The organism is Listeria tempestatis (genome assembly GCF_963575625.1).
Taxonomy (GTDB): domain Bacteria; phylum Bacillota; class Bacilli; order Lactobacillales; family Listeriaceae; genus Listeria; species Listeria tempestatis.
The window spans coordinates 61778-88291 of record NZ_CAUYTK010000005.1 but is presented as its reverse complement, the minus strand read 5'-3'; the positions used below and the strand labels follow the sequence as shown (position 1 = coordinate 88291).

Below are 26514 nucleotides of genomic sequence, written 5' to 3'. Positions count from 1 at the left end.
TTGTGTTAATTGATTTAAAACATATTTCTAAGTCTTATCAAATGGGAAATGAGACGCTACAAGTTTTAGATGATATTACTTTTAGTGTCAAAAGTGGCGAGTTTTTGACCATTACGGGGCAGTCGGGTTCCGGGAAATCAACGCTCCTTAATATTATTGGCTGCTTAGATCTACCTGATAGTGGCGATTATTATTTATCAGGGGAGAAACTGCTAGGTATGTCGGACAATAAATTAGCGACAGTGCGAAATAAGCAACTTGGCTTTATTTTCCAGCAATTCAACTTACTTACAAATTTATCCGTTTTAGAAAATGTTGAACTTCCTTTGATATACCGAGGAGTCGGTCGATCTGAGCGTATCGCGCAAGCAAAGCATTATATTTCACAAGTCGGTTTAGAAGATAAATTCCATCATTTGCCTAATCAATTATCTGGTGGGCAACAGCAACGTGTAGCGATTGCAAGAGCTTTAGTAGGGTCGCCTGCTATTTTACTTGCCGATGAGCCAACTGGTTCCCTAGACTCGAAGAACGGGTGGGAAGTGTTAAAGATGCTTCAAACGATTAATCAAGAAGGTCGAACAATCATTATGATTACGCATGATAAGGAGATTGCAAATCAAGGGACGAGAACCCTAAAAATGCAGGATGGCAAGCTCATACAGGAGGTAAACGTATGTTGATTTTTCAAAGCTTGCAAATGGCTTTAAAACAAATTTTTGCTAGAAAGATGCGTTCTTTCCTCACCATGTTAGGTATCATTATTGGTGTAGCATCCATCATTTTGCTTGTTTCGCTTGGAAAGAGTGTTACCTACGGAGTCAATCAACAATTAGGCGATTTAGGTTCAAATTTGATTACAGTTTACAATAATTCCACAAGCAAAACGAATCAGCTAGATTTAAAGGATGTTTCAGAATACAAAAATATTGATGGTGTTTCCCATATTTCGCCTGAAATTGATGGTAGTGCTAATGTGCTAACGAACCAAGGTGGAAAAACTTTTAGCATTGTTGGAACAAATGAACAATTTCAGCAAGTTCATAGCGTTAAGCTTGCAAAAGGAAGATTTCTTTCTTCTATAGATATTGATAGTAATCAAAAAATCGCTGTCATTGGTCATGACATTGCTTCTGAAATATTTGGATTTGCTGATCCAATTAATCAAACAATTAAAATAAATGGTTTTAATTATCGTGTTGTAGGTGTTACTAAAAAAAGTGGCGAGTCACTACTAGGGTCAACAGATAAAAAGATTATTATACCGATTTCGTCAGCAGAACGGCTACTTAAAAAGCAAACAATCAATACGCTTTACTTTGAAGCGGATTCTGCAGAAAAAGTGAATTTTGTGATTAGCATTTTAAAGAGTCGACTATCGCTTAAATTTAAAGACGAAACTAAAAATAGTGATAGCCCCATTTTCCAAATTGTGAACCAAAAGGAAATTTTGGACACATTTACTACGATAAACACACTACTTACGAATACATTAGGTGCAATCGCTGCTATTTCGCTTGTTGTAGGTGGTATTGGCATCATGAACATCATGCTCGTTTCAGTTCAGGAAAGGACAAAGGAAATTGGAATCCGTAAGGCTCTAGGTGCAAAGCGTAGCACAATATTAATCCAATTTCTGATTGAGTCAGCGGTGATTAGTGTGACAGGTGGGCTTATTGGAATCTTAATCGGGAGTTCCTGCGCGTTATTGTTTGGCGCGATTGCTGATGTGCCATCTGGAATTAGTATGGGTGTCATTAGCTTTGCGTTCATTTTTGCACTTGTCATTGGGGTGGTTTTTGGCATTTCTCCAGCCAATAAAGCTGCAAAATGTAAACCAGTTGAAGCACTTGCATCTATGTGAATGGGAAACAATTATAGAAAGATAAACCTGTTTTAGTACTAACAAAGATACTGCAGTAGTCAATTGTGAATATTTATTACTGAAATTGTGAATAAACGTAAAATTTTTGTGTTTTTTACTCCGAAAATTAGGGTCAAGGTCACTAAATTATTCGATATGATTATTTGCAGGGAGGGATATTCTTTGTAATGAGGAGTGACATGAGATGAAATTTTTTGAACTACAAGACTTACTGGAAGAAGATAATGTAATTATTGACTATATTTTAAATAAGTGCCCCCACACGATAAGATATATAAAGAAATATCAGCGGATTAAATTTAAGGAAAATAAAATGTACATTCAAAAATCTGGTTATTTTCAAATTAATTATATGGATAATAAAGAGATGAAGAAAATTTCCTTTAAAAATGCTGTTTGGGTTGGTCATTTTTATAATGCAAAAGAGAATTTTATTGTTGAGGCATTGACTGAAGCCACTTTAATTGTTTTAGATATAGATGAAGTTTTTGACATGTTAGATCAAGACAATTTACTGTCACATCTATTTTTCCTCCTACTAGAGCAATTTAGAGCAGAAATTGATATGTTTGAAGTTCAATTTCAACTTCGTCCGAAAGAAAGAGTGGCGCGATTTATTAAAATGGTAAGTGACAAGATGGACTGGACGGTAGATCATACAAAAGAACTTCCAAGGTTCTTCTCGATGGACTTTATCGCATCATGTTGTTGCTGCTCTAGAAAAATCGTATCGAAGGCATTGAATGAGCTTGCGGAAGAAGGCGCCATTAATTTTTCAAGCAAGCCATGGACAGTCTTAAATATAGATAAATTGGAAAAATACTCAAATGATTTGCCGCTTGTAGCCTCATCAGAGTAAGGATAGTCGGAGATGCTAATCATAAGGACTGCAGTATAGGAGAGATATATGACGAAAAAATTGCGAAATGGATTAATCACACTTGCTTTAGTGAGCGTGACTCTAATTACTGGCTGCGGAGAACAGACTACTTCCAAAAAGCCAATTAAAGATGAGGAGCAGACAATGAAAAAAGAAAGTATAACGGAGAATAATTCAGAGGAACAAAACGATGAAAAAGTAGAGCAAATTAAACAAATGCTAAAAGAAGGCTTGCGAGATGGTGCTGATATCCAGTATCAAGACAAACAATTTACTGTACTCATGACAAATGATAAATTGAAAGAATCGCTAAACGCAATTAAAGAAAATCCATCTGATAAAAAATGGAAAAAATTAATTAAAGCCTTTGAATTGTTGTCGAAGCAAATTGAAACGAATTTAGCAAAAGGATATACGATAAGGCTGGCGGATCCAGAAAATGAAAATAACACCATGTTAACCATACTCGATGGGAAAGTTACGTATGATTTTTCAAAAGAATAAATACGTTTAATCTAGTCTTTTTATAAAACCCCTATAGCAAAGCTATAGGGGTTTTACTATTTCAATCGTAATTTCACTTTTTGACCACCAGCTATAAAGGGTAAACAATCATGGTAACGTTCATCAATTTGACCGATAACATTAATTTTATCATTTTCTGGTAAATCAGATTTGGTGATATCAATTTCACCCGCATAACGACCATAATTCTGATTGTCCATTGTGATGGAGCCGCGTTTTCTTGTGCACGTATTTTGAGGTTTAGGGGCTAAATTGGAAAGGTGGATGCGGCTGTTTTCAAGACGAATCAAATCGCGTGCCTCATCCATCCGGTTTTGGTCGCCATGCTCTAAATGCGCGGCAATTTCAACAGGAATGCTTTCATCTATTTTTCCAAGAAGTGATACCGTTTGATGCTCCGAAAGCTCGCGCCAAAAATCAAGATGGGCAACATCAAGCGCCGGATCGCCCACATAGACATCGTCAATGCCAAGTGAAAATAACTCAAGCGTAGACGCATAAGGGGGCTTGTAGCGGTGCTTTTCAAGCGTCGGCAAGCCTTCGAAAAGCGGTTGGCGACTCGCCGCGTCACCGGGCACGAAAGCGGATAGGCGCATACCATTTTTCTTCAAAAACGTATTTTTCTTTTGGAAAAAAGCATCGCTAAGACCAGTTTCAGGCTTTGGATAATAATTGTGGAATGCTTCGATTTGTTTCATATTGGCACCGTGTGCGTTTAAAGTGTCTAAAAGCACTTGATCGATGGTGCTGGCGTTTAGATAAATGGCGATTTTATGCGACATGATGGCAATGTTTTTAGCGCCAATTCCGTAATCTATGCGTAAACCAGTAACGCCAAAATCGCAAATTTGTTCAGCAGTATCAAATTGCAGACCAATTTTAAGTAAAGCGTTTTCAGAAATATCTAAAATAAGCTTCATTTTATGTTTGCGTGCAAGTCCGCCAAGTTCATTTAAACGTGCGCGGTAATCAACTTGGCTTTCCTCGGGGATATGGAGCGAACTAAAAATCGTTTTAAAGCCATTCGCATGTGCTTTTGTAACAAATTCTGTTATATTTTCGGTGTCTTGTAAATAAATACTAATTCCTAACATTATTTTTACCTCCATTCTCTTACGTTTAGTATACTTTGTTTGAAACAAAATTTCAAATTAATGTTTTAAAAATAAAATAAAGTATTGAAATTTTGTTTCAAAACGATTATAATCAATTTGTGAGGAGTGATACTATGTTAGAAAATTTGTCTACAGAAAAACGAAATGAAAAAACGCTCAATTTAGATGAGCTTGATGTAAATGAAATTTTAGCGATCATGAATGAAGAGGATAGTAAAGTGGCAGCGAGTATTAAACCAGCTTTACCAGCGATTGCGAAAATTGTAAGGGGTACCATTAATAGTTTTAATCATGGTGGACGCCTCATTTACATGGGTGCAGGAACGAGCGGACGCTTAGGTGTACTGGATGCGGTAGAATGTGTTCCAACGTTTGGCGTGCCAAAAGAGCAGGTGGTGGGTCTAATTGCTGGCGGAGAAAAGGCGTTTGTCGAAGCTGTAGAAGGTGCTGAGGACTCTATCCAACTTGGCGCGGACGATTTAAAGGCGATTAGCCTGACGAAAAATGATATTGTTGTCGGGATTGCTGCAAGCGGAAGAACGCCATATGTAATTGGTGGACTCGATTATGCGCGTAGTGTCGGTGCTGTTACTGCTGCGATTTCGTGTAATCAAGACGCAGCGATTTCAAAGCATGCTGATATTGAAGTAGAGGTCGTGCCGGGTGCAGAAGTTTTGACAGGATCAACACGGCTTAAGGCTGGAACGGCTCAAAAGCTGATTCTGAATATGATTTCAACGGCTGCGATGGTTGGTATTGGCAAAGTATATGGCAACTTAATGGTTGATGTGAAGCCAACGAACGAAAAATTAGAAGAACGCGCAAAACGTATCATTGTGGAAGCAACAGAATGCACTTATGAAAAAGCAAGCAAAGTTTACTTAGAAGCAGATAAACATGTGAAAACGGCAATCGTCATGCTTCTCACAAATTCAACCAAAGAAGATGCAGAAGAAAAACTCGTAGCTTCAAATGGTTTTGTAAGAAAAACAATTTAGGGAGTGAATCAGATGTCTAAAGAAGCAGAAATTGGTAAAAAGATTTTTGAAAATGTAGGTGGCATGGATAATGTATCGCGTATCGCGCATTGTATGACGCGTGTTCGCCTAGGCATTAGAAATCCAGAAAAAGTAAATCTCGAAGGCTTGAAAAAAATCCCTGGCGTTTTAGGGGTTGTAGAAGACGAAACAATTCAAATTATTGTTGGGCCAGGTGTTGTTAATAAAGTAGCTGCAGCGATGGCTGAAGATGCTGGCGTCAAAATTGGCGAAGTCATTAATGAAAACTTAGATGGCGCAAAAAAATCTGGCAAAGAACTAGTAGAGGAAAAAGCGGCTGCAACAAAAGCAGGTATGAAAGCGAAACAAAATAATTCCTCTGGTTTTAAACGTTTATTGAAATCGATTTCAAACATTTTTGTACCGCTAATTCCAGGATTTGTTGGAGCCGGACTTATTGCCGGACTTGCTGCAATTCTTGCAAATAACATCGTCGCTGGGAACTTAGATGCTGGCACATGGACACAGTATGTTGATATTTTAACTGTAATTAATAAAGGTATTTTCTTTTTCTTATCTATTTATGTAGGGATAAACACAGCGAGCGAATTTGGCGGTACTCCCGTTCTAGGGGGAGGAATTGCAGGTGTGACAATGCTTATGGGACTCGGAGAAGGTCATGTAATTACAAACATTTTCACAGGAGACCCCGTTTTAGCTGGACAAGGTGGTATTATTGGTGTTCTATTTGCTGTTTGGCTTATGTGTGTACTTGAAAAAGCATTGCGTAAAGTTATTCCAAATGCAATTGATATTATTGTAACCCCAACAATCGTTTTACTCGTTATCGGTCTTATAACAATATTTGTCATCATGCCAATTGCTGGACTAATTTCAGAAGGATTAGTATCCGCTATCAATTGGACAATTGAAGTCGGTGGCGTCTTCGCTGGATTCGTGCTTGGAACCTTGTTCTTACCAATGGTTATGCTAGGGCTTCACCAAGTATTGACGCCGATTCATGTTGAAATGATTGCTCAAACAGGTGCAACATTACTACTTCCAATTCTTGCGATGGCAGGTGGCGGCCAAGTAGGTGCATCTATCGCACTTTGGATTCGTTGCCGGAAAAATAAACCTCTTGTTACGATGATTAAAGGGGGATTACCAGTAGGGATTTTAGGTATTGGCGAACCCCTTATTTACGGGGTAACCGTACCACTTGGACGCCCGTTCATTACAGCCTGTCTAGGAGGCGGTATCGGCGGTGCCGTAATTGGTGCCTTTGGAAACGTTGGTGCCATCGCAATTGGTCCATCTGGTGTAGCGCTCATTCCGCTAATTTCTAACAATATGTGGTTAGCGTATTGTATCGGACTTCTTTCAGCGTATATTGGTGGTTTCATTTTAACTTACTTCTTTGGAACACCAAAAGATGCAATGGAAGCAGTAGAAGAATAAAAATAAGAAACTTGCGTTCAAGTTGGGCGCAAGTTTTTTTGATTTTATTTATTCACTTTTACTTAAAAATAAGGTAAGGTAGCTTTATATAGTTTGGCTTACGGGAAGAAAGGGCGGGGGCTATGAACAAATTGCTAGAAGAGGCATTATCTAGTAGAGAAAATGGTGATTTGGAGAAATCCAATCAATTGCTGCTAAAGCTGCTAGAAGTTGATCCGGAAAATCCATATGTTTTATATCATGTTGCTTGGAGCTTTGATTGTTTAGAAAAAGAAAGTGAGGCAATTGTTTATTACGAAAAAGCGATTCGAAATGGCTTGGGTGGAACAGATTTAGCCGAGGCTTATTTAGGTTTAGGCAGTACATATCGCGCGATAGGGAAATATGATGTTGCGGAAGAGATCATCCAAAAAGCTAGGCGGCAATTTCCAAATAACCTCGCACTTGATGTTTTTTATGCTATGGTGCTATATAATTTAAACCGACATTCTGAAAGTATGGAAATTTTGCTTCGTACAGTGGCTGAAAGTTCGAGCGATGAATCCGTTATTGCCTATAAAAAAGCAATTACTTTTTATGCTGATAAACTAGATAAAGTTTGGAAATGATAATTTTTTAACTATAAAAGTTTTCTTTTGCTAAAAAATAAGTTAAAGTAAGTAGAGAAGGGGGCTTTTACTAATGAAAGACTATCCAATTCCTGCTAGTATTATGTATAAAGCTTTGCGCCTATCCCCGTCGTCCGTTATTATAGCTGATCCTCAAATTTCTGGGACACCATTTGTATTTGTAAATCAGTCTTTTGAAAAGTTGACGGGATATTCGAAAGAAGAGATAATCGGGAAAAATGGGGCTTATTTACAAGGTGAGGATACAAATCCAGAGGCTCTGAAACGAGTTTCTGAAGCTATTAAAAATAAAGTAAGTGTCACTGAGATTTTAAAAAATTATAAGAAGAACGGGGAACCCTTTTATAATGAATTAACAATTCAGCCTATTTGGGATGAAGATGAGCACTTGTATTATTTTGGGACCCAAAAAGATGTCACGGATATTGTTCGTTTGCGTGAGGAAGTCAAACGTCGCGAAGAAATAATTGAACTATTAAAACCACCAACCATTTTATTGAGCAAGCAAATTGCGATTCTCCCAGTGAGCGGTTATGTCGAGGCAGCTAGTTTTGAATTATTATGTGAAAAAAGCAGTCAATGGCTGTACGATAAAGAAGTTGAAACGCTTTTGTTTGATTTTACGGGCACACAAAAAGGCTATGAAGGCTTCATTCAGGCGATTCACGCTTTCTGCAAACAATTGCAACTTTTAGGTATCCAAGTAATTGTAACGGGACTTAATCCGGAGTTGGTGCAAGAATGGTCCGCCAATCAAGCTTGGCGCAAGGAAGTGAAATTCTACGCCACAGTCTATCAGGCGCTACGCGAATTACAATTTGAAGTGAAATAAGAAAGAGTCTGGGACCACAAATCCCAGACTCTTTTTGTTATAAATGGATAATTTATAGTTTGCGGCGTAGTACATAAATGGAAGTGCCGGTTAGAATTAAGCCGATAAGTGATGCAATTCCGACAAGGTCACCAGTGGATGGCAGTTTTTCAGATTTACTCGCCGCGCTTTCTCCAGTTGGACTAGCGGCTTTTTCACCCGATGAATTTTCGGGATTAGGGGTTACAGTTGGGCTGGTTCCATCTGGGCTTGGATTTTCAGGCGTGGGTGTTACTTCTGGATCTGTTTCACTTGCAGCTACGGTTACGTTAAACGGTGTGCTGTAGCCGTTTGTGTCTGTCACTACTACGGAGAGCGTATCACCTGCTTTAAGGCCGAGTGATGACACATCAATTTGGAAGGCGCCAGATGTATCCGCCGTAGCCGTTAAATCGCTTGTCGCACGGAGGTTTGTGCTACCGCTTTTTTGGACGGAGATGGTCGCCCCCGGAAGCGTTACACCTGAAAAAATTTTATCATTTTCTACTAGAGAATCGAATTTTGTTGCTTCTTTTATAGCAGAAATGGCATTTTCCTCAAGTTGCGCTGCTGTTTTGTACGTCTTGCGGCCTTCTTTTTCGGCAGTAATGATTTTTCCTCTGGCCGTTTGATCTTTAATATAGTTGATAAATGTTTCGGTGTCGGGATCAATCGCTGAAACAAGCTGACCCTTTGTAAACGCTTGAAACCCGTCTCCACCGCCGTAAAGGAAGTCGTTAATGATGACGGTGTATTCTTTGTTTGGGTCAAGTGGTGTCCCGTCGTCTGTTGTGGCGCTCACGACACGGTAAGCTTGGTCCAGGTCATCATTATCCGTATACGTATATTTTAAGCCAGAAATCTGAAGAAAATATTTTTCGCCATTGCCGTATTGTTGGTTGAGTGCTTCAAGGATTGTAGCGCCGTTAAGTTTGACGACTTGTAGAATATTTCCAAACGGTTGAACGGCCTGGGCCGCGCCCCATGTGATTTCATTATTATCTGTTGTAATAAGGTCGGCTCGAATGCCGCCGTTATTTGTCATCGCAAAATCGGCGTTTACTCCGGCTTTTTTCGCCATGTAGCGCTGGGCATCGGTAATTAAGTTGCCGAGTGCAGATTCTTTTGTATCAATTGCTGCGCCCTCCAAATTGGTTTCGCGGGAAATGGTTCCGCTTGCGGTATGTCCAATTGGTTCGGTGATGGTGGAGGCAATTCGGTCAGCGGCATCTTGTGTAATCGCCGTTATGGTCGCGTCAGGCGTACCTGTGCGATAATTGTATTCGATTTTTGCATTGGGTGTGCTTACAAAATCGCCCGTCGCTGGATCAAGTTCACCTGTTATATTTGAAAAGGCCTTGCCGTTGTTATAGCTTTGTACGATGCGTGTTTTCCCAACAATCCCGTTTGTATATTGATGATTATGCCCTGCAAGAACGATGTCGACGGAGTTGTTTTGATCTTTTTGGTTCACCGCTTCCATCATCGCCTGAGCATCGCCTGAAACGGTTTGATCAGCTTGATTTGTTGGATTTCCTGACGTTAATGCAGGAACATGAGAAAGCACAACAATCGCGTTTACACCTTGGTCGCGAAGCACTTTAGAATATTTCACAACCGTGTCAGCTTCGTTTAGGAAGTCGTAGTCTTTTATGTAGTTAGCCAAAACAAGATTAGGGATTTCGGTTGTGACAATGCCAATGAAACCAACTTTTACACCACCAATTTCTTCAACCACATAGGGTTTAAATCCTTCTGCGACTGTGTCGGTTCCTTTGTTAACCACGTTTGCGGCAACAATTTGCATGTCACTTTTGACGCGCGGGTAACTTTCAACAATTGGTCCAAATTTATCAGTGGAAACACCATCTAGTATGCGCTTGTATTCCGGAAGGCCTTCGTCAAATTCATGATTACCAAGCGTGCCAATTTTGAAATTCATCTCATTTAAAACTTTCATTGTCGGCTCGTCTTGAAGCAAGCCAGAAACGGCTGGGCTAGCACCTACCATGTCGCCAGCTTGTACGCGTAGTGAATTGGCAGATGTCGCACTAGGATTATCCGAGATAAAACTAGCTTCCGCCTTATCCAAGTTGGCAGAAAGATAATCCGCCCCCCCAATTGCTGCCCCGTTTACATCTTTTGAGGTTGTATTCAGCGCTCCGTGAAAATCATTTATGCCAAGAAGTTGAATAGGCACAGTCGTTTCTGCGGCGCTAGCATTTGTTAATGCGACCGGTAAACTAAAACTAAGTGTTAAGCCTGCTGCGAGTAAAACGTGTGATACTTTTTTTATCATTTTTTTCACAATCATACTCTCCCTTTTCCGCACAAGGCGATTTGTAAGCGCTAACTAAATGAGCGCTCAAATTCATTTTATCAAAGCAAAATAAAACCAACAACCGTAAAATGTGTTATTTATGTTAATTATTTAAAAAAAGAACTAAGACGGATGACAAACAGCAATCTTCGTCGCTCAGCCCTCCGTTCTGGTGTACACGTACTTAAGTACTCTCCGCTCTGGTACTCGGCTTTGCTTAAAATCTCACCATTTGTCATTCGTCTGATTTTTGTGTGAAACGATTTATTTTGTGTAAACTTTGAGTGTTTCTCCTTGAGAAATTTAATTGTCTTTATTTTTTTCTTGTGAGAGTTCATATAGATTTTGGTTGAGCATAATGATGTTTCTAAGCGTTAGGATACGGTTTATAAAAACGATTCGAACTTGCTTATACTCAGGACCATCTCGAGGAAGTGTGATATTAGTTAATAAAATATCACCGTGATTACTGTCTGACGCAGTAAGAAACTCAATATTGTAGCTATCTTTAAATACATTTAAAATCCTCTCTTTTAAGCGTAAATTAACGAGGAATGGTAAATCCGTGGAAATTTTTATTTTAATTATGGGCTCAAAAGAAGTTTGGGCATTTAGAAGGCTAAGCAATAAACCATATTTTGAAGTTAAATAATTTTCTTCTTGAAAAATCTCAAGCTTTGTTTCTGCTTGAAGTTCTTTAATGAGGGCATGGAGATTACTTTTTAAGTGGTCTAGGATAGGATTTCCGAATGGTGAATCAATAATAATAGAATAGTCATAGCCGTTTATGTCTGTTGAAAAATCATGGAAGATGTGTGCGAAAAGGTGATAGGAGAAAGCATTTAATAAAAATAACTTGTGAAGTTCTTTTGGAACAGGGGTAATATATTTTTGTAACTTTTCCTGAAGTTTTTCAGTTGCCCTATAAACAATCGTATTATTCTTTTTATTCGCTTCAAAATTTTCCTCGAGAAAATTAATAATTTGGATGTTTTCGCTTTGAATGATGAGCAAGAAAAATAAAAATGCAATTTCACTTGGATGAGTCTCGCTAAATGAAGCGAAAGGAGATATTAATGTTTCGAAACGAGAATAACTTTCATTATCTTGAATTAATTCATGCCAAGATTCCTTGAAATCAATGAAATGATTGTTTCTTCTTCGAATAATGCTAATGGCAAGCAAATAAACAAGTTGCCTTTTTTGAATGGGGGTAAGTGATATGCCTGAACTAGCGAGAATATTGTCTGCTATGTATTGCATACGTTTTTCATTTACGTTCTCAAAAGGCCAGCCATCGCCAGCATAAATTTTCCATAAAGCCATGTTTAAAAATAATCTAACTTGCGTCTCTTCCCCAGTTAACACTGCATCACTTCGCATTAGGTCAAGTCCAAGAGGCTGTATGGAAGTTCTAAACTTATTAAGCTGACGCCGGACCGTTGCATCACTAACAAAGTGTTCCATAGCAAAGCTTGACGCTGAGGTGTAATCTTCATTGTAAATTGCCGTAAATAAATTAAAACCAATAGTTTCTTCAACTAAAAAGATTAGAAATTTTCGAGGATTTGCATCAGGTTGTTTAGTAACAAATTTGGCCCCTCTCCCTTTTGAAAAAAAGACTTCCATAGACTCTGTGCCAAAATCGTTCATATCACTAATCAGTTTCTTAAGAAGTTTTAGTGTTTGTGTATTATTAATATTCGAAATATTGCTAATTTCTTCCGTGGTAAACCAGCGATTTTCACTTCGAAGAATTTTTAAAATCGCTAACTCATTTTCCACAGTCTGGTCGAATATTTCAATGCCAATTTTCATAAATTAATCATTCCTCCTCCATACAATTAGTTTACCCAAAATTAGTGAGGATGAAATCTATTTTCTGATTTTGATGGAAATTTTGCAAAAAGCATGGTTTAAAAATTGGAAATTTGATTACGCTTTAAGCGTAAAGCTTGTAAAATGAACTTTATCGACGAGTAGAAAAGAGGGCAGAGATATGTTTAAAAATTATAGTTTATTCGCACAAAAAATCCATGATATAGAAAAAGATGAAATTATCATGTATGAGCTGCTTCTAAGAAAGTCTGAAAAAGGAAGATGGGAGTTTCCAGAAATGATTTTTCAACAGGAATTCATGGAAACGAGATATTCATTTTTTGTGGAGTGGTTTCAAAATGAAATTGAAAAAGCAATGAAAAATTTAAATTTTGCCCCAATTTCCATAAATATCAATTCTACACAACTTTTTTATATTGAAACTTTGCAAATGCTAGAACGATTACGTAAATATTCTAGTAATATAACGATTGAAATAACAGAAGACTTAATCATTGTGCCCGAGCATAAATATCACCTTACACTGCAAGAAATTAATGCTTATTTATACGGTAAAATTGCCTCTTTAAAATCTATGGGCTATAAGATTTTTCTGGATGATGTTAGTTGCGGTATTAATAGCCTTGAGCGTGCAACTTATTATATACCAGTTGTTGATGGATTTAAGTTTTCGGTACGCGACCTTACATTATCTACAATTAAATTATTTGTGGAGGCATGGCAAAATTTTGCCAAACAAAACAAAAAGGAATTAATATTAGAAAATATTGAAGAATTTAGCGTGTCAAAAGAATTTCAAAACATCGGATTAAACTTGCAACAAGGTTATTTTCTTGATAAACCGGCTAATCTTCACGAATGTGTTTCATAAAAATCGAAATCTTCAAATTTTTATATTGACTGAGATTTTAGCACTGCTAAAATCTTTTTTATATGATTCATTCTGCTTGAGAAACCAAATTCCATCTTTTAAAAAACGGAATCTTGGCTCCTAATTGTAGTGAAACTTTAATAAAATAACATTGATTCTATTGATTTATAGGATTTGTATTTATTGAAAGTTAAACTACACAAAGGAGATGAATAATTTGAGTAAGAGAATAGCAATGGCAGTGATTGCATGTTTTGTTATGTTTTCAACTTTCCTTTCAGGGACTGGGATTGCAGCACAAAATGAAGCGGGAAATATAGGAATTTCTTTAGATGTTAATGACCCAATTGGCAGTCAAGAACAAGTCAATTTACAAGTCACGTTAAGCGCGGATGCAGGGGCGATTGTAGATGAAAATGGTCTTATCGCGGTATCAATACCTAGAGAGATATTTTCAGCAGGAGATGTAGAAGATTTACATTCAGAGGAGGGTGCTTTTGAATTTGTTAGTTTAGAAAATCCTTCGGCAAGTGATGATGATTATATGATAGTTTATGTTAGACCTAACCCGGAATTTAGTGAAAATGGTGCATGGTCTGCTTCATTTAATATTGTTTTTCAAGCCCCTTTGATGAGACCAGATACGACGATTAACCCGGAGCAAACTTTTAAAGTAGAGTATAATGGCCAAGAGATTTCTAAGACGGTTTCCATTAAACCAAGTGAAGGCGGTGAACCTTCTCCGTTTGAAAAATGGTGGAAAGGCTCTGTCGATTCGAATGGTGTGGGGTTGCTTAATACAACACAATCGCGTTATAACACGTATCATTTAGCGGTGAACCCTTTTCAGACTGCCGAATTAAATAATGTTACGGTGAATGATACGATTCCTCAAGGTTTGCAGGTGGATCCAAATCCGCGATTGACCGATGGTGTTAATGCTGCTGATTCGTCAAATGTAGATGGGATTAGAATTATTAAAGTTAGTGAAGATGGTTCAAGAACCTACGTGACGAGTCAATTTAAAGATAATATTTTATTTAATGCGGATACTCAAGAATTAAATGTCACATTTGATCATATTGGTATGGAAGACTCGTATTTAATCGAATATAAAGTGAATGTCATAGAGAATTTAGATATTTATAAGAATACGGCAACACTTACTAGTGATGAGGTTACAAAATCAGATACTGTTTTAGCAAGACTTAATGGCAATGATAATTTTAATAAAGTTTTAAATAAATCGGTAGATAAAACGATTGTGACTAAAAATGATACAAAGCTTATCTATACATTGACGCTTGCTTCTATAACAGGAACAATCAAAGCAGGACAAACGTTTACGGATAAATTAGATGATCGTTTAGTATATGTTGGAATTACAGAAAATAGTAATATGTTTGAAATTACAGAGCAAGATAATCTCTTAACACTAACTTTGAAAGAAGATATACCAATTGGTGAACGTCAAAGTGTAAGTTTCGAAGTTAATACTTCGGCGTTAAATCCAGGCGATAGTGTGTCTAATACAGGGCAAATTAATCTAAATGGCATTAATTACAATTCAAATACAGTAACAACAAAGAAAATTGATGGCACGGTCATTTTAAAGAAAGTAGGAGAGACTGGAAACCCTCTTGCAGGAGCAGAGTTTAGCTTATTTAATAGTGATGACCAACTTATTAAGACAGGTATAACAGATGAAATGGGAGAAGTAATTTTTCTTGATTTGTTGCCAGGAAACTACTATCTAATTGAGACTAAAGCGCCAGAAGGTTACGAACTAGATAGTACGCCTATCCATTTTGAAGTGACAAATAATAGTATTACTCCAATAGAATTACAGATGGAAAATAAATTAATAAGAGGAGCACAGAAGGTAATTAAGCAGGATGAGGCAACGGGTGAAAAACTAGAAGGTGCAGAATTTAAACTGGAGTCTGAAAGTGGAGAGATATATACTGGTACAACTGATAAAAATGGAGAATATTTATTTGAAAACTTGTTACCTGGGGATTATGAATTAACAGAAACAAAAGCACCCGATAACTATTTGTTAGATAATTCCACACATAAGGTGACCATTAGTAACGAAAAAAGTGAGACAGTTGAGATTACGATTGACAACAAAGAAATGCTTGGTTCTGTTCAATTAACTAAAAAAGATAGTAAGAATAAACAAGAATTGAGTGGTGTAAGCTTTAATCTGGTTGATGAGCAAGGAGAGAATCTAGTTACCGATGAACTTGGTCAAATTTCTGTTGAAAATCTAAAACTAGGAAAATATTCATTTATTGAGACCAAAGCAAAAGATGGGTATATTTTAAACACCGAGCCAGTGGAGTTTGAAATCACGAAAGACAACTATGATGTGACTATAGAACTTGTTAAGCTGAATGATGAGATGTTAGGAACTGTCCAACTTGAAAAGCTTGATAAGGAAACGAAAGGAGCATTAAGTAACACACATTTTAAATTAGTAGATGCAGATGGAAAAGTTGTCATGAATGATCTTATTACGGATGATGACGGAAAAATCCAAGTAGAAAATCTTACGCTAGGTAAATATTCATTTATTGAGACGAAAGCGAAGGATGGGTATATTCTAAATGATGAGCCGGTCAATTTTGAGATTACAGAAAGTAATTATGAGACTGTCGTTGAATTAGCTAAGTACAATGAAAAAGATTCAAGCATTACAGAGCCAGAGCCTTCTAAACCAGGAAAACCGGATGGGTCAGGCGGTAATGATAATAATAAACTTCCTAGTACGGGAGATTTTATTGGTCTTTCAGTTATTCTTGGAGCAATTTTAATTATCGCAGCTTTCAGAATTGCTAAGGAAAAACGTGCATAAAAGAACAGTGAGTCTTTTTCAGACTCACTGTTCTTTTATTTTGAATTTCTCTTTTCTAATTTTATACAAAGAGGAGAGGGCTTATTTCTTGTTGATAAGTGCTCCGAACTTCCGCTCATTCATTTCCATTGCTTCGTTTGTGAAAGAGACATTCTCGACATGGGTTTCAGGAAATACATGAAACCACCTTTTGGTTATGGTTTCTTCATCAAACAAATCTTTTTCTATAATTGTTTGAGTGAAAAGACGTTCTGGTTGGTTAGGTAGAGTGAACTGAATTTTATAAATGAATCGCTCATCCAAGGGTTAATAAAAGTCATTTTTTTGCTCCTTTTATAATAATCTTCCAGAATTCATTATAAAACAGCGAGATGGTAAGGAATTGTCAAAAAAGCAGTTATAGGAGTTGTTTTTTTGATTTTAGTTCAGTTTTTCTAAAGCGGAATTGATTAAATTTAAATCTCGTGGTGCTAATTCACGATGGATGGAAACAATTTTCGAATGAGCATGATGGTTCATCAATCTTTCAAGTGGAATATTCGTTAAAATCAAATCAACTTCTTCTTCGCTATCAATTTCAATGAAACGTAAATTAAATTTATTCATAAATGCTGCTTTTAGTTCGCGGGCAATATTCTTATTCATAATATATGACATATCAGTCTCGATTCGCACTTTAATTTCGCGTTCAAAAATATGTAGGGATGAAAATAAATTTAAAAGCAGAGCATATTTAGGCGCTAAATATTTTTTTTCGAGAAAAATAGGGTCATGACTTTCTTCGTATAGTGTGTCGAGGAGATGATTAATTTTGCTTTTTAAATTAACTAATTTATTTTGCGTAAAAGGCAAAAACTTAGAGCCGCTAATTCCAGTTGAAAAATTTGTTGTAAGACTTGCGAATAGATGATCAGAAAACGATGTTAGCGCAAATAATCGCTTTTTAGCAGCAGGTATAGGGGAAATTTCAGCTTCGAATTTCTCAATAAAAAGTTTATTTGCTTGAAATAATCGGGTGTTATTTACATGGTTAGTTCTATAATTTGATAGTAACAAAGGTGTGATTTGAGGCGTCTTGCTTTGAATAATAATTAAAAAGTAAAGGAATGAAATCTCCCCATCATGTAATTTAATAGTTGGTGTGAATTCTGAAATGTGCTTTTTAAAAATCGAATAACTACTATTATTCATTAAAAGTTCCTCCCAACTAGAATTGAAAGGAATAAAGTGCCCATTGCGTCGTCGTATGGTACCAACAGCAAGGAAATAGATGATTTGCTGTTTTTGTACAATGCTTAATTCGAGGTTTATTTTTTTTAAAAGTTTAGTTACTACATATTGTAAATGTTTCTCATCGACTTGTGAGAACGGCCATACTTTTCCTGCGAATAGTCTCCAAAACGCCATATTCATAAAAAAACGAATTTGAATCTCATTGCCAACTACATGGACTTCGCTCCGTGTAAAAGAGAGTTGGTATGGTTTGATAGCTTCACGCATTTTTGTTATTTGTCTTCTGACGGTTGTTTCGCTTAGGAAATTCTCATAGGCAAATTTTTTGGTTGAAATAAAGGTCTCAGTAAAAATACTATAAAACAGCTTGTATATTGTTGTGTTCGAAGTTAGGTGGATTAGAAAGAGTCCGAAATCTATGTTGTTCTCTTGTATCTCAAGGTATATCCCTCTTCCTTTTGATATATGAAGTTGTATGTAAGCATTGTTAAAGTCTTCAAGGTTATCTTTCAAAAGAGAAATGGTTTTAAGTATTAAAGCAGGCGTTTTTTCTAGCTTGGCAGCAAGTTCTTCTGTAGTAAACCACCGGTCTTCCTTTCTAAGTGTTTCTAGTAGGTTCCATTCAAGCTCAATATTCGAGTCAAATAAATCTAATCCGATCAGCATGTTATATTCCCCCTTGTGAAATGTTAACTGTATCCTGTATTAAAACATAGTGAGTAAGTGGGGAAAAACAAAATTCGAGAAATAAAAAACGCATTTTTGTTTGTTTTGCTTTTTTTTTTTGTGGTAATAGGAAAGCTCAAAATTCGATTTAAAAGCTATAATAATTTTTTTCGCGCAAAAAGTTAATTTTAATATTTGGCTTTTTGATTTTTTAAAGCGTATGTTTCGAATTATACTAATAAACGTTGAGTCGCCAATTGGTTATTGCTGCAGCAAATGGAAACTCAAGCACTAAGTCATTTTATTGACTCAAGAAATAAGTTTACCCCCTAGAGTTTTCAAAAAGAAAGATTGGGTAATTATTGTATCTAGATTATACAATTTCAAGATTATGCATCTTGGGAGTTAATTGGATGAATGATTTTGAAATCATTTTGAAAATAATTACTAATAAAAAACTTACATTCAAAGGAGAAGAATTAATGAAAAAAGGTTTAATTAAAGGGACCGCAATCCTCTTAGTTGCAGGTCAAGTTATTACAACAGCTTTACCATTAGCTGCAAGTGCAGAGGAAGCTTTAAATGAAAACATTCAAGCAACAGCTGGTAACGAAGCAACTACAACAAACGATGATATTCAAGTCTCTGAAGGGACTACTAGTGAGAATGAAGTAACAACAGATGACAAAGAAGCAGCAGCTACTGAGTCAAACGATAAAAGCCAAGCTATCAAAAACGAAGAAGCAACAGAAGAAGATGAAAACAATGCATCAACTCGTGCAGCAAGTCTTTACTATGCAGCAAGTTTTGATGGTGCGAGAAACATCGGGAAAACTAGTTTAAATGGTAACTATTTAAACCTACACACAGCTGCATGGACTGGTTTTTCAGATTCATTAGCTACTGAACGTATTAGAATGCACAATGAGATCACTCTAGATCCAGCTTTCTACGAATTCTTTGATACTGAGAACTGGTATGACTATATTGCTTATGATGGCACAGAAGGTTCTGATAGCCCACAAATGAGCTCAATTTCAAGAACAACAACGATTGATGAAGGTTGGTTACTTTGGAACCGCGAAAGATATTCAACACAAAATGTAAACTACTATATTATTGAAAGTGGACAACTTAAAGAAGTAAAACACAATACGCAAAAGCATTACACATATTTAAACTCGTGGAAAGACAAGGAATATGATGATGCGATTGTTTACAATAAAGATAGCAAAACGTTAATCTATCGTACTGCAAACTATGATGGAACTTTCTCTGCGCTATGGAATACACTAGATATTAGATTTGATATTCAAAAATGGCAACAAGATACTGGGAAACAAATTGAAAAGAAAAACAAATATAAATTCCTAGTTAAAGGTTATGAAACTAAGAAAGACAGATTATCTTCGAGTCTTTTAAGTGGTGGTTCTTTACTTCCAATTAAGAGCAAAACAATTTCTTGGGAAAACCGCCCAGGTGCTGGTGAAGGAGATATGATTCAAACAACGCTTAATGACTTGACAACTACTTCTACAAAAGCAACTGGTACAGCTGAACCAAATGCAAACATTGAAATCAAAGTAAATGGTCAAACTATTGGTTCTGGAAAAGTTGATAACAATGGTAATTTCAGCATTGATATTCCTACACAAGAAGTAGGGACAGTAGTAGAAGCAGTAGCAACTTTAGGAGATCAATCATCAAGTGATACTACAATTGTTACTGAGGAAGTAGTTAACTTAGATAAACCAACTATTGATGATTATATTGTAAATGATGGATTTGTTACTGGAACAGCCCCAGAAGGCGCAACAGAAATTTGGATTTATGATAATGCAGATGCTTCAGGAAATCCAATTAACAAAGTACCAGTTAACGAAGACGGCACATATAGTGCATATGTAAACAACAGCGACAAAATGCACAATGTAGGAAACGTATTTACTGTTGTAGCAAAAGCAGGTTCAAGTGAAAGCTCTGAAAACTCTGTTGTATTACCAAGAAAACTTGGTGCGCCAACAATTAATCCTTATCTTGTAAACGCTGGTTATGTAAAAGGTACAGCTCCAAAAGGTGCAACTACCATTACTGTATATGACCATGAAGGTAAGAAAATCCGTGAAGTTCCAGTTAATGAAGATGGAACATATTCAGTATACGTTAATGACAACGAATTAATGCATACAGTGGGTAACTACTTCACTGTTGAAGCATCTGATGGACACGGCGGAAAAGGCTCTAATCGTGATACAGTAAGAGAACGTAAAAACCTTGCAAAACCAACAATTGATCCTTACTACGTTGGAACAGGTACTGTAACTGGTACTGCTGTAGGCGCACAATATGTAATTGCATACGACAAAGATGGTCAATTCATCAAACAAGTTCCAGTAAAAGCAGATGGCACATATGAAATTTATGTAAATGACAATAAAAACATGAATGTTATTGGTAATCCATTTACAATTGTTGCTAAAGATGAAAACTGGACTACAAGTGAAGCAACAAGTAAAGTTTTAGGTGAAGAAGTAGTATTAAAACCACTTGATTACACAATTGGTGATGGCGTAGTAAGTGGTAGCTACGAAGGTACTGGTGTAACGAAGATTGAACTTCTTGTTGATGGGCAACGTAGAAATGGTCAAGTAAATACTACAAACAAAACTTTTGAAATCTGGGCACAAGATTTAGTGAACAGTGTTGATCAAGAAGTATATGTTATGACTACAGTTGGTGGCGTTGAGTATAAACAAAAAGTTAATATTATACAAAAATCGACTATTACTGCTAAAGATTTTGTAGCAACTTCAAATGAAGGCTGTGTTATTGGTACGTTTGATGGCGGAATCCAAAAAGTAGTATTGTTCGTAGATGGTAAAGAAACACGTAATGGCCAAGTTGATTTGCAAAATGGTACTTACAAAGTATACGCAGCGGATTATACAGGTCGTAAACTTGAAGTATCTGGTCAAACTTCAAACGGTAAAGAATTAGACCGTGCAACAGTTAAAGAAACAAAATAATTTTTAATAGAATCCCTTCTTCTTTTTAAAAGAAGAAGGGAGGATATTTTTAATAAGTGAGGAAGAAAAACATGAAAAAATTTTTAAAATCTTTATTTACAACGATGATAGTAGCGATGCTAGCAATTACTGTAGTAGGATGCAGTTCTACTAACAATAGCAGTGATGTATCAAATAGCAAAACGTCTGATGCAAAAACAACTTCTACAAGCAAAAAGACTACAGAAAAAAGCACTTCAGAGTTAAATAAAACAAAAATCATGCAAGATATTGAAATGACACCGAAGACATTTGCTTACAAACAAGATGACACTTTTAATGAAAAAGGTAAAAAGTTAACAGTTATCGAAATGAATATCAAAAATAAAACAAGCATGAGCTTTGGCGTTGGTGCTGGAGATTTCTACCTACAAACTAAAAGTGGCGATAAAATCAAAACTTACGGATACCACGATAGCTTTGGTGAAATGATTGAAGCTGGTAAAGAGTTAACTGGTAATGCATATTTTGCAATCCCTGAAAACCAAACAGACAACTATACACTAGTATATAGTCCAATCAACAACGAAAATAATGTAAAAATTGAATGGAAGTTGGGTTCAGTTTCTAAGTAAAAAGGGAAGGGAAAAATGAATGGTTAAAGAAAACAAAGTAATGTTGTTCAGTTCGGTTCATGTTTGGAATGATACGCGTATTTTTTATAAAGAAGCACTATCTTTAGCGAAAGCTGGTTTTGAAGTTGATTTCTTCGCAATTGATAATGGAATGCCTTTACAAACCTATCCAGGGATTAATATTCATGTTTTGCCAGAGAGTAAATCAAAGTTATCACGTATTTTTAGATGGCGTAAGCTGTATAAAGCAGCAAAGCAATCTGATGCTAAATATTATCACATCCATGATCCTGAACTGCTCATACTTTTTCCAAGGCTAAAGAAAGTTAAACCTAGGGGCTCAAAGTTCATTTATGATATGCATGAAAACTTCCCTAAAGATATTGAAACAAAAAGCTGGATACCTAGTTTTTTGAGAAAACCTTTGAAGAAGATAGTTTTAAGAATGGAAAAATATACCATGGACTATTGTGATTATATCATTTTGGCTGAAGCATCTTATCGTGATGACTATGCTCATCTGGACGATAAAAAAGTCACTTCTGTTTATAACTTTCCGGTTTTTGTTGAGCAAATAGAAAAAAAGAGTGACATTGAGCCTTTCACGTTAATATATGTAGGCAGTATTACTGCTGAACGTGGGGTTTGGGAGATGTTAAAGCTTATGAATGCATTGGAAAATGAATCTCCTGGTAAGTATCGTTTAGATTTATTAGGTCCGATAACTAAAAGTCTACAGACCGAAATTAAAGAATATTTGAAAAATTACGATTTAGAAAAAGTAGTAATATTGTATGGGCGAGTTCCATATCCAGAAATTTGGGAAGCTTACAGTACGGCTGATTTAGGCCTGTGTCTATTACATGACATTCCAAATCATAGAAATTCAATGGCAACAAAATTATATGAATATATGGCAGCCTCTTTACCTATTTTGGCGACGAATTTGCCAGATTGGGAAAGTTTTATAGAAAAACATCAATGCGGAGAAACGTGTTCCCCGTTTAATATTGAAAACCAATTGAAGATTGTAGAAAAACGTGCTGAAAATAGAGAGAAATATTTGCAAGAAGGCATAAATGGCCGTCGTGCATATGAGATGAACTATAACTGGGAGATGGAAGCAAAAAAATTGCTGATAAATATTTATCAGTATAAAGAGATGGAGAATTAAGAAAATGATGCATGTAAAATCGATTAATCAGTTCTTCGACAGTTTAAAAAAATTGTGGTTCTGGTTTATTATCATCCCCCTAGTTTTAGTTACTTTAACATTTTTAACTACACATTTTTTAGTGAAGCCAACTTATTCAACATCAACCCAATTGTTGGCTACACCGGCAAATACTGAAAATGCGTCTCAAACGTCAGATAATGTACGATCCTCTATTCAGTTAGCTGATACGTATAGCACAACAATTGCGAGTAGTCGAACATTGCAAGAAGTCATTAAGATGAATAATTGGGATATGTCCACTGCTGAATTAGCAGATAAAATTACAATTAAAAGTAACACAAATTCATTAGTTTACACAATTAGTGTTACTGATGGGAATCCAAAAGTTGCACAAAAAATTGCAAATGGTATAGCCGAAGTCGCACAGAAAGATTTTCCTAAGCTTTTTAATGGAACAAATATTATCATCTTAGAAAAAGCTGATACGGCACAAACAGTAACTAACGTCACTAAATACATTTTGGCAGCTGGACTTGGTCTAGGCTTGGCCGTTGTTATTGTTTTACTTCAAATTAGTTATGACAGTGTTATCCGCCATAAAGAAGCTTTGACGGATTTAGAAATAACTTTCCTTGGAGACATACCGTATATAGAAGGGATAGATAATTAGTGTTCAATCAAAAAATTAAACTACATCCTATACATCCAAAAGAAAAACCAAGCGTTTTTAAACCAAAAGAGAAGTTATTGCTATATAAACGAGGAGAGAAGAACTTTGAGGCCGAAAAGATTCGGGCTATTCAAGTAAGTTTACAACTCTCGTTTTTAGCCCAAAAAAAGCATAAACGAATAATGTTTACCTCCGCTAATAAAGGTGAAGGAAAAACATTTTGTATAAGTAACATCGCTCAAGAAATTGCGAGGCAAGGAAAAAAGGTGCTGTTAATGGATATGGATTTGCACAGACCGCGTCTGACACGTCAACTATCCTATGACAGAAATAACGGGCTTATGACCGTTATGCAAAATCCGGATTTATTAAGTCAAAGTATTTTTGAACTTGAAGATGATTTCCATTTTATGCCAACAGGCCCTTTACCGCCTAATCCACTTGAAATTATAAGTTCGGAAAGTTTTAAAGGCTTACTGGAAAAGCTTGATGATATGTATGACATCATATTAATTGATACGCCCCCAATTCGCGTTTTAGCTGATGGTCGGATTATTGCTTCTATCTGTGATGGTGTTGTATTCGTAGTGCGAGAAGGTATAACGAAAATTGGCGAAATTGAAGAAATTAAAGCATACGTTGATAGTTCAGGAACGCCACTAATTGGAGCGATATTAAACGGTCACCAATATAATAAGAAAGATAAGAGCACTTATGCTTATTACTAATTTATGGAAAAATAAATTTCATTTAAAGCTTTTGCTGTTTATTATTGCAGCGGTTGTTATTTTAGAAATTTGCGTTTTCATACCTTACGGTTATTTAGTTTCGCTTTTATTTTTACTTGTTATTCCTATTGTTTTCAAGATTAATTATACCAAAGTGACGAACGTACTAAGTTTTGTTATATTATTTGCTGGTTTTTTTGGCTCTTATTTAGGAATTCCAGGTAGCGAGAACATTTTCTTGTTTCGGCTTTTAATCCCAGTACATTTTTTCTTGTTTTGTGTAACACAGAAAAAGGACTGGCAACGATTAAAGCATGTAAGATGGTTTTTTATAACCTTTATATTATTTCTTTCAGGTATGACAATAACTCTATTTTGGACACCAAATATGAGTTTAAGTATCCGTTACTTATATTTTACGTTTGAATGGTTATACGTCATTTTTCTCTGTGTATACTACATTAATGATATTAAAAGATTCCAGCTTTTTAGTAAGCTAATGACCATTGCTTATATCGGTATTTTAGGATTAGGAATTTTTGAAGTGTTAACAGGAATGCATTTATCGCGTTCTGGAAGTTATTATTATGAAACAACAACAAGCCAATTTCAGCCCACGGGTTTTTTGCTAAATACAAATGATTTTGCATCCGAAATTACCATACTGTTACCATTCGTCATTTTTACACTCACGCGAATTAAGTTAGTCTGGTTACGGGTTACATCAATTGTTGTAGTGTCATCGCTAGCATTATACCTCGTAATTATGACGTATTCACGGCTTTCAATGGTAATTATCTTAATTGAGCTATTTGTTTTCTTGCTTTCATGGTCGAAAGTTTGGTCGTTAGTCAGCATGTATGTTGGCATAATGGCTGGAATGCTGTTGCTTACATTCTCTCGTTCGGACTTTATTAATAAGATTATATCTATCGTTTCAAAAGCTTTTAATGAAAAAGGTGGATCGACAAGCGACCGTATGGAAATGTATAAATTATCTTGGAAGTTGATAAAAGAATCAAATTTTAATGGAATGGGCGCAGGGATTTTACCAGTAAAACTAGACTATTACATGTATGGTTATGAACGATGGGAAGATAATTATTTTTCAGCACATAACTATTGGTTAGAGGCTTTAGCAAATGGTGGATTGCTCACATTTATTCCATTACTTATATTTTTTATGCTCATCCTTTTCTATGGCATAAAATATACTTTGAAAAATGGCTTCAATCTAGTAGGTATTATTGTCTTGCTAGTTCTGATGAGTTTCTTTTCGGCAAGTATTGGTCTGAGTAATTCAATTGATAAGCGCCATTTAAGTTTAGGAATCGGTCTCGCTATAAGCATGCTGAATATTTATTACTTTAATAAAGGAGAATCGGGTTTTGGAACTAGTTAGTATTATTATGCCAGCTCACAATGCTGAAAAATATATTGAATCTTCTATAAATAGCGTCTTGCTTCAAACCTATCAAAATTTTGAGTTATTAGTAATCGATGATTGCTCGCAAGACTCTACAGTTCAACTTGTGAAGGGTTATCAAGATGAACGAGTGAAGATAATTGAGCTGAAAGAAAATGTTGGTGTAGCGGGTGCGAGAAACTACGGGCTTAAACAGGCTTTAGGAAAATATGTCGCTTTCTTAGACAGTGATGATTTTTGGAAAGTAGATAAGTTAAAGAAACAAATTCAATTTATGGAAGAGCGGGAATTAGTTCTATGCTATACAGCTTACGAAGTGATGGATGCTGCCGGTGAGAAGATAACAGGACGTGTAGATGTTCCGGAAGTTATTTCTTATAAACAGCTCCTTAAAAATACGATTATTGGTTGTCTTACGGTTGTAATTGACATAGAAAAAACTGGGGAAATAGAGATGCCAGATTTAGGTGGGGCAGAAGATACTGCAACATGGCTATCTATTCTAAGAGCAGGTCATAAAGCAGCAGGTCTTACAGAAACGCTTGCTTATTATCGGAAAGGTAACACGTCTTCTCTGTCAAACAATAAATTACACATGGCTAAACAGATTTGGTTAGTCTATAGAGAAAATCAAAAATTATCTTTTTTACAATCATTAGTTTATTTTCCTTGCTACGTATGGAATGGTTTCTTTAAGCATTTGCGTACGGGAGGATCAGTAAAAACAATAAGATAGGAAGG

21 protein-coding genes are annotated in these 26514 nt (G+C 36.0%); 17 read left to right on the top strand and 4 right to left on the bottom strand.

What is annotated here, in order from left to right; genetic code table 11:
* Positions 1-41: 41 nt before the first annotated feature.
* The 4 genes from R8923_RS08655 (at position 42) to R8923_RS08640 (ending at position 3269) form a co-directional block, all read left to right on the top strand.
* Entirely contained in the window at positions 42-683 is a 642-nt protein-coding gene (locus tag R8923_RS08655) for an ABC transporter ATP-binding protein (RefSeq protein WP_485872431.1), read from the top strand.
* Complete coding sequence (locus R8923_RS08650) at positions 677-1864, top strand: ABC transporter permease (protein WP_485872379.1); 1188 nt, start codon at positions 677-679, stop codon at positions 1862-1864. Before R8923_RS08655 ends, R8923_RS08650 begins: the two co-directional genes overlap by 7 nt.
* Before the next feature lie 205 nt (positions 1865-2069).
* Positions 2070-2744, top strand: a complete 675-nt coding sequence (locus tag R8923_RS08645) for a Crp/Fnr family transcriptional regulator (protein WP_485872378.1) — start codon at positions 2070-2072, stop codon at positions 2742-2744.
* 48 nt (positions 2745-2792) lie between these two features.
* Complete coding sequence (locus R8923_RS08640) at positions 2793-3269, top strand: hypothetical protein (protein WP_485872377.1); 477 nt, start codon at positions 2793-2795, stop codon at positions 3267-3269.
* A gap of 56 nt (positions 3270-3325) precedes the next feature.
* Here R8923_RS08640 and R8923_RS08635 read toward each other — a convergent pair whose 3' ends face one another.
* Positions 3326-4384, bottom strand: coding sequence for a MupG family TIM beta-alpha barrel fold protein (locus tag R8923_RS08635; RefSeq protein WP_485872376.1), 1059 nt, complete (start codon positions 4382-4384; stop codon positions 3326-3328).
* A gap of 134 nt (positions 4385-4518) precedes the next feature.
* On the opposite strand from R8923_RS08635, the gene murQ reads away from it, so the two are divergent.
* The 4 genes from murQ to ytvA all read left to right on the top strand — a co-directional run bounded on the left by murQ (position 4519) and on the right by ytvA (position 8325).
* Positions 4519-5403, top strand: coding sequence for an N-acetylmuramic acid 6-phosphate etherase (gene murQ / locus R8923_RS08630; RefSeq protein WP_485872375.1), 885 nt, complete (start codon positions 4519-4521; stop codon positions 5401-5403).
* Between the two features lie 12 nt (positions 5404-5415).
* Positions 5416-6864, top strand: coding sequence for a PTS transporter subunit EIIC (locus R8923_RS08625; RefSeq protein ID WP_485872374.1), 1449 nt, complete (start codon positions 5416-5418; stop codon positions 6862-6864).
* Between the two features lie 122 nt (positions 6865-6986).
* Positions 6987-7472: a tetratricopeptide repeat protein gene (locus tag R8923_RS08620; RefSeq protein ID WP_485872373.1), complete on the top strand. Its 486-nt coding sequence runs from the start codon at positions 6987-6989 to the stop codon at positions 7470-7472.
* A gap of 73 nt (positions 7473-7545) precedes the next feature.
* The gene (gene ytvA / locus R8923_RS08615; RefSeq protein WP_485872372.1) at positions 7546-8325 is read left to right on the top strand and encodes a YtvA family blue-light photoreceptor; all 780 of its coding nucleotides are present in this window, start codon (positions 7546-7548) and stop codon (positions 8323-8325) included.
* Positions 8326-8377: 52 nt separating this feature from the next.
* On the opposite strand, the gene R8923_RS08610 is transcribed toward ytvA, so the two are convergent.
* Both R8923_RS08610 and R8923_RS08605 read right to left on the bottom strand, forming a co-directional pair.
* A complete protein-coding gene (locus tag R8923_RS08610) occupies positions 8378-10657 on the bottom strand; it encodes a 5'-nucleotidase C-terminal domain-containing protein (protein ID WP_485872371.1) in 2280 nt (759 codons plus the stop codon).
* Between the two features lie 309 nt (positions 10658-10966).
* A complete protein-coding gene (locus R8923_RS08605; RefSeq protein ID WP_485872370.1) occupies positions 10967-12481 on the bottom strand; it encodes a helix-turn-helix domain-containing protein in 1515 nt (504 codons plus the stop codon).
* Between the two features lie 181 nt (positions 12482-12662).
* On the opposite strand from R8923_RS08605, the gene R8923_RS08600 reads away from it, so the two are divergent.
* Both R8923_RS08600 and R8923_RS08595 read left to right on the top strand, forming a co-directional pair.
* Positions 12663-13373, top strand: coding sequence for an EAL domain-containing protein (locus tag R8923_RS08600; RefSeq protein WP_485872369.1), 711 nt, complete (start codon positions 12663-12665; stop codon positions 13371-13373).
* Between the two features lie 217 nt (positions 13374-13590).
* Complete coding sequence (locus R8923_RS08595; protein WP_485872368.1) at positions 13591-16233, top strand: MSCRAMM family protein; 2643 nt, start codon at positions 13591-13593, stop codon at positions 16231-16233.
* Positions 16234-16653: 420 nt separating this feature from the next.
* On the opposite strand, the gene R8923_RS08590 is transcribed toward R8923_RS08595, so the two are convergent.
* On the bottom strand, positions 16654-18132 hold the full coding sequence (locus tag R8923_RS08590) for an AcpB/EbpR/MafR family transcriptional regulator (RefSeq protein ID WP_485872367.1): 1479 nt from the start codon (positions 18130-18132) through the stop codon (positions 16654-16656).
* Between the two features lie 482 nt (positions 18133-18614).
* On the opposite strand from R8923_RS08590, the gene R8923_RS08585 reads away from it, so the two are divergent.
* The 7 genes from R8923_RS08585 (at position 18615) to R8923_RS08555 (ending at position 26509) form a co-directional block, all read left to right on the top strand.
* Positions 18615-21158: an Ig-like domain-containing protein gene (locus R8923_RS08585; RefSeq protein ID WP_485872366.1), complete on the top strand. Its 2544-nt coding sequence runs from the start codon at positions 18615-18617 to the stop codon at positions 21156-21158.
* Positions 21159-21229: 71 nt separating this feature from the next.
* Positions 21230-21772, top strand: coding sequence for a DUF4352 domain-containing protein (locus R8923_RS08580; RefSeq protein ID WP_485872365.1), 543 nt, complete (start codon positions 21230-21232; stop codon positions 21770-21772).
* A gap of 19 nt (positions 21773-21791) precedes the next feature.
* Positions 21792-22946, top strand: a complete 1155-nt coding sequence (locus tag R8923_RS08575) for a glycosyltransferase family 4 protein (RefSeq protein ID WP_485872364.1) — start codon at positions 21792-21794, stop codon at positions 22944-22946.
* Between the two features lie 4 nt (positions 22947-22950).
* The gene (locus tag R8923_RS08570; protein ID WP_485872363.1) at positions 22951-23619 is read left to right on the top strand and encodes a YveK family protein; all 669 of its coding nucleotides are present in this window, start codon (positions 22951-22953) and stop codon (positions 23617-23619) included.
* Complete coding sequence (locus R8923_RS08565; protein ID WP_485872362.1) at positions 23619-24347, top strand: CpsD/CapB family tyrosine-protein kinase; 729 nt, start codon at positions 23619-23621, stop codon at positions 24345-24347. The genes R8923_RS08570 and R8923_RS08565 overlap by 1 nt, the downstream gene beginning before the upstream one ends.
* A gap of 388 nt (positions 24348-24735) precedes the next feature.
* Entirely contained in the window at positions 24736-25749 is a 1014-nt protein-coding gene (locus R8923_RS08560) for an O-antigen ligase family protein (protein ID WP_485872361.1), read from the top strand.
* A complete protein-coding gene (locus R8923_RS08555; RefSeq protein ID WP_485872360.1) occupies positions 25736-26509 on the top strand; it encodes a glycosyltransferase family 2 protein in 774 nt (257 codons plus the stop codon). The genes R8923_RS08560 and R8923_RS08555 overlap by 14 nt, the downstream gene beginning before the upstream one ends.
* Positions 26510-26514: the final 5 nt, after the last annotated feature.